The 11,946-nt window shown below is 72.4% G+C and carries 6 protein-coding genes and 2 pseudogenes; 2 read left to right on the top strand and 6 right to left on the bottom strand.

The window, feature by feature from the left end:
* Positions 1 to 267: 267 nt before the first annotated feature.
* A complete protein-coding gene (lepA, locus tag ACTWQE_RS10485) occupies positions 268 to 2,139 on the bottom strand; it encodes a translation elongation factor 4 (protein WP_443328581.1) in 1,872 nt (623 codons plus the stop codon).
* A 372-nt stretch (positions 2,140 to 2,511) separates the two neighbouring features.
* Between lepA and rpsT the strand changes: the two genes are divergently transcribed.
* Positions 2,512 to 2,778 carry a 30S ribosomal protein S20 gene (gene rpsT, locus ACTWQE_RS10480; protein WP_443328580.1) on the top strand — a complete coding sequence of 89 codons (267 nt, stop codon included), beginning with the start codon at positions 2,512 to 2,514 and terminating at the stop codon, positions 2,776 to 2,778.
* A 634-nt stretch (positions 2,779 to 3,412) separates the two neighbouring features.
* Here the strand turns inward: rpsT and holA are convergent.
* Positions 3,413 to 4,414: a DNA polymerase III subunit delta gene (gene holA, locus ACTWQE_RS10475; protein ID WP_443328579.1), complete on the bottom strand. Its 1,002-nt coding sequence runs from the start codon at positions 4,412 to 4,414 to the stop codon at positions 3,413 to 3,415.
* 469 nt (positions 4,415 to 4,883) lie between these two features.
* On the opposite strand from holA, the pseudogene ACTWQE_RS10470 reads away from it, so the two are divergent.
* A pseudogene (locus tag ACTWQE_RS10470) lies at positions 4,884 to 5,170 on the top strand (hypothetical protein).
* Positions 5,171 to 5,567: 397 nt separating this feature from the next.
* Here the strand turns inward: ACTWQE_RS10470 and ACTWQE_RS10465 are convergent.
* From ACTWQE_RS10465 to ACTWQE_RS10450, 4 genes and pseudogenes are all read right to left on the bottom strand, one after another.
* Positions 5,568 to 8,207 (bottom strand): annotated as a pseudogene (locus tag ACTWQE_RS10465) (ComEC/Rec2 family competence protein); the annotation flags it as partial.
* Positions 8,204 to 9,190 (bottom strand): helix-hairpin-helix domain-containing protein, encoded by a 987-nt coding sequence (locus tag ACTWQE_RS10460; RefSeq protein ID WP_443328578.1) that lies wholly within the window; start codon positions 9,188 to 9,190, stop codon positions 8,204 to 8,206. The gene ACTWQE_RS10460 and the pseudogene ACTWQE_RS10465, both read right to left, overlap by 4 nt.
* 701 nt (positions 9,191 to 9,891) lie before the next feature.
* Positions 9,892 to 10,740: a DegV family protein gene (locus tag ACTWQE_RS10455; RefSeq protein WP_443328577.1), complete on the bottom strand. Its 849-nt coding sequence runs from the start codon at positions 10,738 to 10,740 to the stop codon at positions 9,892 to 9,894.
* A gap of 91 nt (positions 10,741 to 10,831) precedes the next feature.
* Positions 10,832 to 11,620: a hypothetical protein gene (locus tag ACTWQE_RS10450; protein WP_443328576.1), complete on the bottom strand. Its 789-nt coding sequence runs from the start codon at positions 11,618 to 11,620 to the stop codon at positions 10,832 to 10,834.
* Positions 11,621 to 11,946 lie beyond the last annotated feature (326 nt).

Here is an 11,946-nt window from a genome sequence, read left to right as displayed (position 1 = left end):
TAGCCTCCGGACCCCGGGTTCCCGGACCCTGGCCGCCCTGGCCTCCGGACCCCTGGTTCCGGGACCCCGGGTTCCGGGACCCCGGGCCTCTGGGCCCAGTTTCTGGGCCCCGACCTCCGGACCCGTCCGGCCCGACCTCCGGCCCCGTCCGGCCCGACCTCCGGCCCCGTCCGGCCCGGCCTCCGGCTCATGGCCGTGGCCTCTGCCTCGTGGCCCGGCCTCTGGCCGCTCGGGCGCGGCCTCCGGCATCTCTGCCGGGCCCCGCCACTACTTCTTGGCCTTGGCCTCGCCTTCGGAATCAGTGGACAGCACCGCGATGAAGGCCTCCTGCGGGACCTCCACGCTGCCGACCATCTTCATCCGCTTCTTGCCTTCCTTCTGCTTCTCCAGCAGCTTCCGCTTACGGGAGATGTCACCGCCGTAGCACTTGGCGAGGACGTCCTTGCGGATGGCGCGGACGGTCTCACGGGCGATGACACGGCTGCCGATGGCCGCCTGGATCGGCACCTCGAAGCTCTGCCGCGGGATGAGCTCGCGCAGCTTGGCGACCAGCCGCACACCGTACGCGTACGCCTTGTCCTTGTGCGTGATCGCGGAGAAGGCGTCGACCTTGTCACCGTGCAGCAGGATGTCGACCTTGACGAGGTCGGCGGTCTGCTCGCCGGTGGGCTCGTAGTCGAGCGAGGCGTAGCCGCGGGTCTTGGACTTCAGCTGGTCGAAGAAGTCGAAGACGATCTCCGCAAGCGGGAGGGTGTAGCGCAGCTCGACGCGGTCCTCGGAGAGGTAGTCCATCCCGAGCAGCGAACCGCGCCGGCTCTGGCAGAGCTCCATGATCGCGCCGATGAACTCGCTGGGGGCGAGGAGAGTGGCGCGGACCACGGGCTCGTGCACCTGGGCGATCTTGCCGGTGGGGAACTCGCTGGGGTTGGTGACCGTGTGCTCGCTGCCGTCCTCCATCTCCACGCGGTAGACCACGTTGGGGGCGGTGGCGATCAGGTCGAGCCCGAACTCGCGCTCCAACCGCTCCCGGATGACGTCCAGGTGCAGCAGGCCGAGGAAGCCGACGCGGAAGCCGAAGCCCAGCGCCGCCGAGGTCTCCGGCTCGTAGACGAGCGCGGCATCGTTGAGCCGGAGCTTGTCCAGGGCCTCGCGGAGCTCCGGATAGTCCGAGCCGTCCAGGGGGTACAGGCCCGAGAACACCATCGGCTTGGGGTCCTTGTAGCCGCCGAGCGGTGCGTCGGCACCGTTGTTGTACTGGGTGATCGTGTCACCCACCTTGGACTGGCGGACGTCCTTCACACCGGTGATGAGGTAGCCCACCTCGCCGACGCCCAGGCCGTCGGCCGGGGCCATCTCGGGGGAGTTCGCGCCGATCTCCAGCAGCTCGTGCGTGGCGCCGGTGGACATCATCCTGATGCGCTCACGCTTGTTGAGCTGGCCGTCCACGACCCGTACGTAGGTGACGACACCGCGGTAGGAGTCATAGACCGAGTCGAAGATCATCGCGCGGGCCGGGGCGTCCTTGACGCCGACCGGGGCCGGGATGTCGGCGACGACCTTGTCCAGCAGGGCGTCCACGCCCACACCGGTCTTCGCCGAGACCTTCAGCACGTCCTCGGGCTCGCAGCCGATGAGGTGGGCGAGCTCCTCGGAGAACTTCTCCGGCTGGGCCGCCGGAAGGTCGATCTTGTTGAGGACCGGGATGATCGTGAGGTCGTTCTCCATCGCCAGATAGAGGTTGGCGAGGGTCTGCGCCTCGATGCCCTGGGCGGCGTCCACCAGGAGGATGGTGCCCTCGCAGGCCGCGAGGGAGCGGGAGACCTCATAGGTGAAGTCGACGTGGCCAGGGGTGTCGATCATGTTGAGGATATGGGCGGTGCCCTGGTCCTCGCCGGTGGTCGGCGCCCAGGGCAGCCTGACCGCCTGAGACTTGATCGTGATGCCGCGCTCGCGCTCGATGTCCATCCGGTCGAGATACTGGGCGCGCATCTGGCGCTGCTCGACGACGCCGGTGAGCTGCAGCATCCGGTCGGCGAGCGTCGACTTGCCGTGATCGATGTGCGCGATGATGCAGAAGTTACGGATCAGCGCCGGGTCGGTACGGCTCGGCTCCGGCACGTTGGAAGGGGTCGCGGGCACGCAGGGTCCTGTTTCTTGAGACGCCTATCGCCTCTGGTCGGATCGATACGTAGCCTCCATCCTCCCACGGCCGTCGCGGCGCCTTCCCCTGACCGTCGGACCACGACCGGATCGGGAGGGGACGGCGACCGGATCGGGGTCGGACAGCGACCGGATCGGGGATGGACGGCGACCGTCTCGGGAGAGCGGATCGGGAGCGTCCCGGGGGAGCGGCGAGGAGCCGCGGGGTCGGAGCGTGAACGGGTGGGGAGCCGATGGGGAGCGGATTGGGAGCGGATCGAGGCTGCTGGTAACCTGGTCCACTGTGCCTCGTGCCCTCTCACGTGCGCGGCACAGCTCCAAAAAATCCAACGAACCTGCAAAGGCTCTTTCGTGGCGAACATCAAGTCCCAGATCAAGCGGAACAAGACGAACGAGAAGGCGCGCCAGCGCAACAAGGCCGTCAAGTCCTCGCTCCGCACCGCGATCCGCAAGACCCGTGAGGCCGTCGAGGCCGGCGACGTGGAGAAGGCCGGCGTGGCCGCTCGCGAGGCAGCGAAGAAGCTCGACAAGGCTGTCAGCAAGGGTGTCATCCACAAGAACGCCGCTGCCAACAAGAAGTCGGCGCTGGCCACGCGCGTCGCCTCCCTCAAGGGCTGACCACAGCCCCGAGGCGCTGACCACAGTCCCAGAGGCTGGTCGAGTTCAGCGCTGATCAAGCTCGACGGGGTTCCTGCCCCAACCCGTCGGCCCGGACCCAGCGGTCCCTCTCACCCGCTCCGGCCGGCACCGCTCGCGAAGATCGATATTCTGTCTCCGCGGCATCGCGCCGCACGCGGCCTGCGTTCGCCACGCGGGTGCGGCGCACCACAGTTCGTCCCGAAGGCCCGGTGCCCGTCCTTTCCCCAGGGCGGCCCGGGCCTTCGGCGCACCCGCCGCCCGCGTGCTGCGGACGTACGAACGCCCGGGCCCGCGACCCGCACGACGCCCCAGCCGCCCAGGCCTTCGGCGCACCCGCCGCCTGCGCACTTCCGACCTACAGGCGCGCGGGCCCGCGCCCCGCATGACGCCCCGGCCGCCCAGCCTTCGGCGCCTGCGGCGGGTCTTCAGGCATACGCGGCGCTCGAGCCTTTGGGGGCATCCGCTCGTGCCTTCGGTGTACGCGGTACCACGCGGGCGGGCACTGTTCGGTCGCGGCCGGGGCGCAACTGCATCAGGGGGGGTCGCTGTGTGAGCTGGCTCGGTCCACGCGGGCGGGATCGGCTCAGCACGTGCGACAGCGGCGCTGACGGCGTCAGTACTGATGGGAGGGGCGAGACGGGCGGGCCGCTCGGGCGATCGTGACGACGGCCTTCTCCAGGGCGTATGCCGGGTCGTCACCGCCGCCCTTGACCGCGCCGTCCGCCTCGGCCACCGCCCGTAGGGCCACCGACACACCGTCGGCCGACCAGCCGCGCATCTGCTGCCGCACCCGGTCGATCTTCCACGGCGGCATGCCCAGCTCGCGGGCGAGATCGGCGGGGCGCATACCGCGCGGGGCGGAGGCGAGCTTGCCGATGGCCCGTACGCCCTGGGAGAGCGCGCTGGTGATCAGTACAGGGGCCACACCCGTGGACATCGCCCAGCGGAGCGCTTCGAGCGCCTCGGCGGCCCGGCCCTCGACCGCACGGTCGGCGACCGTGAAGCTGGACGCCTCTGCGCGGCCGGTGTAGTAGCGGGCGACAACGGCTTCGTCGATGGTGCCCTCGACATCGGCGGCGAGCTGTGAGCACGCGCTGGCCAGCTCCCGAAGGTCGCTGCCGATCGCGTCCACCAGCGCCTGGCAGGCCTCGGGCGTCGCGGATCGGCCTACGGTGCGGAACTCGGACCGTACGAACGCCAGCCGGTCGGCAGGCTTGGTCATCTTCGGGCAGGCGACCTCGCGGGCGCCCGCCTTGCGCGCCGCGTCGAGCAACCCCTTGCCCTTGGCCCCGCCCGCATGCAGAAGCACGAGGGTGATCTCCTCGGCAGGGGCCGCGAGATAACTCTTGACGTCCTTGATGGTGTCCGCGGAGAGGTCCTGGGCGTTGCGGACGACTACGACCTTCCGCTCGGCGAACAGCGACGGACTGGTCAGCTCGGCGAGCGTGCCCGGCTGCAGCGCGTCGGGCGTGAGGTCGCGGACATCGGTGTCGGCGTCGGCGGCCCGCGCCGCGGCGACCACCTGCTGCACGGCGCGGTCGAGGAGGAGGTCCTCCTGGCCCACGGCGAGCGTCACGGGGGCGAGCGGGTCTTCGGTCGAACTCTTCCTGGCCATCGCCCACAGCATCCCACGGTCCACTGACAGCCCTCGCCGGGTAGCCGCCCCGCGACCGCTCCCGCGACCTCGCTGTCGCGCATTCCCGAAGGAGGCCACCGGCGGACACGATCGAGGTGTGGTGGGGTGCCACCGGGGGGAGAGGACGGGGCCGTAGGGGTGGGGGTTCTGGATTAGGGTCCCCCATGCCGAAGGCCAGGGGAGTATGTGTGGGCCGCCAGGCCCGTAAATGGACGTTCCAGGGGCCCCCAGCCCCGGAGGGCCCGGCCCCGCACCAGGCACCGGCCGGGCTCACGCCGCGCGCACCTGCAGGGCGGTTGCCACGAGGTCCCGAGACGGCTGCTCCATCCCGCGGAGCAGCTGCCGGGAGTCTCGCAGAGCGGCGCCGTCCACCCCGCGAAGCGGCTGCCGTGCGGTCCCGCACAGGGGCTGCTGCGCGGTCCCGCACAATGGGCGCGTGAGTACCTCGATGCCCTCTCCCCACGAGACCGATGACGCCTCAGGCCACCTCACACCCGCTGCGCACCATGTACTGGTGCTGCCGGACCGCGGGGCAGCGGAGGAGCGGCCGACGAGGTCACCAGACGTTTCGGGCCGGTGGAGGAACCCCATCTGGTGCGGGACGCCTTGGCGGGCGAGGACGATGCCGAGGACGCGCAGTGGCTCGTCGTGGTCGAGGACCCCTCGGAAGACCTGGACGAGGCCGCGCTGGACGCACTGGCGGCGGAGTACGACGGATGGCTCGAGCGGCCCTGACGCGGCGACCCACGTGGGTGGGCAGTCGGTATGCGCCTTCTCCGTTACGCCGTCGGCCGCACGGCCGCAACGCGGTCGAGCTCGATGCCGAACAGATCGCGACAGGCCCCGAGCACAGTCGCGGTGTCCGGCAGCTCCTCCTCTCGGCGGTCACCGGACGCCTCGGTGGTGAGGAGCCCGCTGCCAGTGAGCCCGCTGCCACTGAGCGTGCTGCCCTCAGCCTGGTGAGCCGGTGCTGCGACCGGGAAGCCTCACCGGCTCGTGGCAACCGGTAGGCCACTCCCCCACGTCGGACCCGGTCCCCTGCGCTGTGTTGTCGGAGTCGCCCGGGCGCTCCCCCGAGCCTTCTTCGACATGGCGGGCCCCCGGCTCGAGTGCGTTGGGGCCGTCTGCCGCGTCTGACCGCGGCGCCGAGCCGGGACGCCGGGCCTGTCACGGCGATCGCGCCGTCGGTGTCGGTACGCAGCACGGTGGCGCCCTGCTGCCGTAGCGCGGTGATCGTGCGGGGCGACGGATGGCCGTACGGATTGTCCTCGCCGCAGGAGATCAGGGCGAGCCGGGGGTGGACGTGCCGGAGCAACTGTGGGTGCTGGTAGGCCGAGCCGTGGTGAGCGACCTTGAGGACATCCACGGCGGGCAGATCGGGCACCGTGGCCAACAGGCTCTGTTGGGCGAGGGGTTCGAGATCGCCGAGTAGGAGCAGGGTGAGTCCGGACGTACGGACGAGGAGCGTGACGCTGGCGTCGTTCGCGCCCTCGGGGGCGAGGGCAGCACCGGGGAGTCCCGGGGGAGCGGAGGGCGGGGGCCAGAGGACGCGCCAGCTGAGCGAGCCCAGTCTCCGGTCCCCCGGTGCCGTACGGACCACCGGGACACCCGCCCCGGAGGCCACACGCCGTACGAATGCGGCCTGGTCGGGCGGCTCCTGGAGGGTCGTGGTCTCGATCGCGCCCACCGCACGGCCGCGCAGCACCCCGGGCAGACCGGCCACATGGTCGGCGTGGAAGTGCGTGAGCACGGCCAGGGGGATACGGGTGACTCCCAACGCGCGCAGACAGCGGTCGACGAGCGCGGGTTCGGGGCCCGCGTCCACGACCACTGCCGTGCCCTCACCGGCCGAGAGCACCAGCGCGTCGCCCTGGCCCACATCGCAGACCGCGAACCGCCAGCCGGGGGGCGGCCAGCCGGTGACGAGCCTCGGTAGCGGTGCCGGCCGGGTGATCGCCAGGACCAGGAGCAGGGCACACCCCGCGCCCAGCCACGGGTGGCGGAGCAGACGGGGAGCGGCGAGCACGGCGACAGCTGTGACGGCGGCGAGCAGCAGCCCCCCGGCCCAGCTGCCGGGCCAGTCCAGTTCGGCGCCGGGCAGCGCCGCGCCCGTGCGGGCGATGGCAGCGATCCACTCGGTCGGCCAACTGCCCAGCCAGGCGAGCCAGGTGGCGACGGGCATGGCGACCGGCGCGGCCGCCAGGGCGGCGAAGCCGAGGACGGTTGCGGGGGCGACGGCGAGCTCGGCGAGGAGATTGCACGGGACCGCGACGAGACTGACGCGCGCGGCCAGCAGGGCAACGACGGGCGCGCAGACCGCCTGGGCGGCCGCAGCCGCGGCGAGCACCTCGGCGAGCCGGGCCGGCACCCGGCGGCGCTGGAGTGCGGCGCTCCAGCGCGGGGCGAAGGTGAGCAGTGCGGCGGTGGCCAGCACGGAGAGCAGAAAGCCGTAGGAGCGGGCGAGCCACGGGTCGTAGAGCACCAGCAGAAGTACGACGGTGGACAGGGCGGGGAGGAGGGATCTGCGACGGCCGGTGGCGATCGCGAGCAGCGAGACCAGGCCGCAGGCGGCTGCCCGCAGCACGCTGGGCTCAGGGCGGCAGACGATCACAAAAGCGAGGGTGAGCAGTCCGCCGAGCAGCGCGGTCAGGCGCAGGGACATACCGAGGCGCGGGGCCAGCCCGCGCCGCTCGGCACGGATGGCCAGATGCGGCGGTCCGATGAGCAGCGCGAGCACGATGGTGAGGTTCGCACCGGATACGGCGGTGAGGTGCACCAAGTCCGTGGCGTGGAAGGCCTCGTCGAGGTCGGGGGGCATACGGGAGGTGTCCCCGACGACCAGCCCGGGCAGCAGGGCACGGGCGTCGGGTGAGAGCCCGTCGGTGGCCTCCCGTAACCCGGCGCGCAGCTCCCCCGCGGCTTGCTGCAGGGGGCTCGGCGCGCCGATCACCTGCGGCGGTCCCCCGCCGGACACACGCAGCACCACGGCAACGGGCCTGCCGCCGCCCTCCAGCGGCGGTACGGCCCGGGCCCGGACACGGAGCCGTGTGGACGGCAGCAACCTGAGCCAGAGCGCCTGGGGTTGAGCCCGGGGCGCACCGCTGCCCGTCATGGCGGAGCCTGCCGCATCGCGCTGCTGCACGAGAACGAGCAACGGCGTGCGGGTCGCGGTGATCGTCCCGTCCGGCCCGGTCACACGCTCCGCCTCCGCCTCCAGGACGACGGCCGCGGGCGCAGGCTCGGCGCCACGCACCCTGGGCCGGGTGAGGCGGGGATCGCCGGTCAAGGTCAGCTCGGCCGTGACGTCGGCATGTCGCCGCGCCAGCTCCGGCAGCGGACCGCGCCGCAGGTCCGCGGCGTGAAGGGCGGCCGAGGCCGTGGCGGCGGCCGCACAGAGCAGAGCGGCGATGGCCACGGAACCCATCCCGCGTCTCGCGCGGGTAGGGCTTCGCAACGCTGCGACCGCATCGGAACCCGCGACAGTGCTGCCGTCGGCGGCGGCACGCCGGTACGAGCTCCGGTGCCGGCCGCCGTGCGGCTCAGCTCGGTCGTCTGCTCTGGAGAACCGCAACAGAAGCACGGCCGCTGCGGCCAGGCACACCACCGCACCGGTGACCGCCCAGGGCGTGGGGGCGTCGAGGGCGAGGGCCGCGGCAGCCCAGGTCCCCAAAGCCGGCGGTACGAGGCGGAGGTCGGTGGGGCCGCCTTCCTCGCGGGGGTGGGAGGCTCCGAGGCGGCGTCCGGACTCCGCATGCGCACGGACTCCGGTCATGGCTGCACAAGGGATTGGAGGTCGGCGAAGCGGCGGTCCCCGATGCCAGTGACCTCGCGAAGCTGATCGACGGACCGGAAACCGCCGTTCTGCTCGCGGTACTCGAGAATGTGCTGCGCGAGGACCGGACCCACGCCGGGGAGCGTGTCGAGCTGCTCCGCAGTCGCGGTGTTGAGACTGATCGGCGCGGTGGCGCCGGAGGAAACACCCGGTCCCGTACCGGCGTCCGTGCCCGTCACGCCTGAGCCGTCCGCACCGGCGGGGGCAGGTCCGCCGACCACCACCTGCTCGCCGTCGTTCAGGACACGCGCCCGGTTGAGCGCCCCGGTGTCGGTGCCGGGACGCACCCCACCCGCGGCCCGCAGGGCGTCGGCGACCCTCGACCCGGCGGGCAGCCGCTGGATTCCCGGTCTGCGGACCTCGCCCGCCACATCCACCACCACGATGCGACGGTCCGTGCTCCTAATGGGCGCCGGTCCCACAGCGCCGGTCGCCCGGCCGCCACCCTGGCCGGGCCCGACGGGCTGCGCCGGAGGTTCGGCGGCTGGGGCCCGCACGGTCTGTGGCCGTCCGGTCCAGTAGTGGTAGGCGGCGAATCCTCCGGCGAGCGCCAGCACGACGGCCAGTGCCGCGAGTGCCCGGGGCTCGACAGCACACCTCAACTGGACCCACAGCGGCACCCGTTCGCGAACCGCGAGCCTCCACCGGGCGAGCCGACGCCCGGTCGGGCCGCTCCCGGGCGGACCAGTGCTGCTGCCGGACTCCTGACGCACGGGCCCTTGACGAGCGGACTCCTGGCGCGCCGACACCTCCCGGGCAGGCTCCCGGCGCCCCCACACCTCCCGGGCGGGCTCATGGCGCTCGGGCTCCTGGCCGGCCGACTCCCGACGGGCCGACTCCCGGCGGGCCGACTCCTGACGCTCGGGCCCCCGGCGCTCGAGCCTCTGTTGCAGGGGCCCCGCGCTCTCGGATTCCTGACGCACGAGTCCTGCGGACCCCTGTTGCACGGGCCCCGCGCTCCCGGACTCCAGCGCAGGCCCTGCGGACCCCCGACGCGCGAGCCCCCGGCCTACGGGCTTCCGTTGGGCCAGCCCCTGACGCGCGAGGTCATGCCTCGATGTCGTGGGCGGTTCCGTGCTCACGCCCCCGTTGGCGGGCCGTTCCGTCCGTGGCCGGTCGCCGGTCGGACCCGTCTGCCCGGCGATGACGGGTCGTGGTGGGTGACGGGGACGCGCCGAGAACAGCGCTTGGGCACGTTCGCGCAATGCCGTCGTGCGTACGTCAGCCGGCGGACGACGGACCGCCCGGACCCTACGACCCGTATCGCCGCCACGAACAGCGCGGAACGTACGGTTCCCACCGCCCGAGCCGCGGCGCAGCCCGTGGGGTCGGCGGGCACGGCCATCGGAGCCGCGTACCCGGCCCGGACCTCTGGTTACGGAGTGTGATCGGATGTCCATGCCGCCGACGGTAGGCACGTTCCGCGCTTTCTGCTGAGAGGCCCCAAGAACGGTGGATAACCGAATAGTTGTGGAAAACCTCGCCACCCGAGCGAGTGACCCGACGCCCCCGCCACTGGATCTTGGCAGTCTTCGGGCCTCGGCTTGCCACGAGCAGTGGAACGCCACTTCACACAGGCCGCCCCCACGGCCGAGCCCCGGCCCTCACCTCCGCCCGAGTGCGCTCAGGCCCTCGGCGAGATCACCGCGCCCAGCAGCCCCGGGCCCGTGTGCGCGCCGATCACCGCTCCCACCTCACTGACGTGCAGCTCGGCCAGTCCGGGTACCCGCTGCCGCAGCCGCTCCGCGAGCTGCTCGGCGCGCGCCTCCGCGTCCAGATGGTGCACCGCGATGTCCACGGAGCTCACCCCGGCCCGTTCGACCACGAGCTCCTCGAGCCGGGCGATGGCCTTGGACGCCGTACGGACCTTCTCCAGCAGCTCGATACGTCCGCCGTCCAGCTGCAGCAGCGGCTTCACTGCGAGGGCCGACCCCAACATCGCCTGCGCCGCGCCGATCCGCCCCCCGCGCCGCAGGTAGTCGAGTGTGTCCACGTAGAAGTACGCGGACGTGGCCTCGGCGCGCTTCTCCGCCGCCGCGACCGCCTCGTCGAGCGTTCCGCCCGTGCCCACCGTCTCCGCGGCGGACAGCGCACAGAATCCGAGCGCCATGGCGACCATGCCCGTGTCCACGACCCGGACCGGTACGGGCGCCTCTCGTGCCGCCAGCACCGCCGCGTCGTACGTACCGGAGATCTCGGCGGACAGATGCAGCGACACGATCCCGTCCGCGCCTGCTTCCGCGGCCGCCCGGTACGCGGCCGCGAAGGTCGCGGGGCTCGGCCGGGAGGTCGTCACCGACGTACGCCGCTGCAAAGCCTGTGCGACGGACCGGGCGGACACCTCGGTCCCCTCTTCCAGCGCGCGGTCGCCAAGTACCACGGTCAGCGGCACCGCGGTGATGCCGTGCCGCTCCATCGCCTGCTGCGGCAGGTAGGCCGTTGAGTCGGTGACGATCGCGACATGGCGGGACATGACTGGGAGATTATCCGGGGACGACCACGGCCGACAGTGCGGGCCCGTCCTGGCGCCCGCCGGTCACGTACAGGTTTCCGGCGCCCATCGGTCAGGTGCTGCTCTCCGGCCTACGGGCCTTGGTCCAGGGGTACGCGGCCTGCCTCGGGTCCCGCGCGGTGATGGCCGGCGGCTCCTGCGCCTCCGCGTCCGGGCGGGAGACATCCGGCCAGGTCGGCGTCGGTGTGGAGGCGGGGGTCTGACTCCGAGTCGGCGTCGGAGCTCCGGAGCGCCGGGTCGGCGTCCCCGCCCGGGGAGTGGCCTCCTGGCGCGATGGCTGCGGGAACGGGGTCTCCTCAGTCGTCCAGTGCCTCAGCGCCCCCGACTCGACCTCGATCTGGCGCCCCAGCTCCTCCAGGTCGTCCCCCGCGAACCGCCGTGTCCGGTCCCGTACCGCCCACCGCAGCGAGTCCGCGTGCCGCACCACCTGCTCCGTACGCTCCCGCAACTCCGGCAGCCGTTCCAGGAGCCGGTTCTTGTCCGGCTCCCGCTCCAGCCGCTTGAGGTCGTCGTCCAACTGGTGCCCATGCGCGCTCAGCCGCTTGAAGAGGCCGATCGACTCCGCCAGGGAGGCGTCCTCGGGCGAGGCGGCCGCCAGCGCCTCCTGGGTGGACCTCATGGAGGTACGCAGGGAGAGCCGCAGCTCGGCGAGATCGCCGACCGCTCCCGGCTGGGTGTACTTCCTCGCCCTGAGGGTCGTGTCCTCGACCGTGCGACGGGCCTGCTCCACTGTGCGGTCCACGCCGCGCTTGGCCGCACTCAGCACCTTCACGGCCACATAGGCGCCGAGCGCGACAAAAAGCACGAAGAGCAGCGCCAGGATGAGGATCGCGGCTTCCATGGACGCTCCTTCGCGATGTCCGGGTGACCGGATGTTCCGACGCCCTGTACGCGGGGCTGACGACGCCGACGCCGACGACAAGGTCGTACCCCGCAGGACGTATCTCCACCGTAAACGGCCCGGGCCGGTCGAGGGTTCCATCGGAGCCCCCGACCGGCCCGTTGGGGAATGTCCTCAGCCATTCCCGGCCCGGCCGTTCGCTCGGAGCCGTTCGGCTCGGGGGCGCGGCGCAGCCCACTGCCGCGTCCAGCGCCCCGGCCCACGCCACCGACTCCACCGCCCCGGCGTCACAACGTCACGTCACGACGTCACATCGACTCACGACG

Source organism: Streptomyces sp. 8N706 (assembly GCF_052245415.1).
Classification (GTDB): Bacteria; Actinomycetota; Actinomycetes; order Streptomycetales; family Streptomycetaceae; genus Streptomyces.
The sequence above is the reverse complement of the archived record's forward strand: the minus strand, read 5'-3'. Positions and strand labels throughout refer to the sequence as shown.

Coding starts and splice junctions, on each gene's coding strand:
- holA (WP_443328579.1), bottom strand. CDS start 4,414: ATGGCCAGGAAGAGTTCGACCGAAGACCCGCTCGCCCCCGTGACGCTC.
- ACTWQE_RS10455 (WP_443328577.1), bottom strand. CDS start 10,740: ATGTCCCGCCATGTCGCGATCGTCACCGACTCAACGGCCTACCTGCCG.
- ACTWQE_RS10450 (WP_443328576.1), bottom strand. CDS start 11,620: ATGGAAGCCGCGATCCTCATCCTGGCGCTGCTCTTCGTGCTTTTTGTC.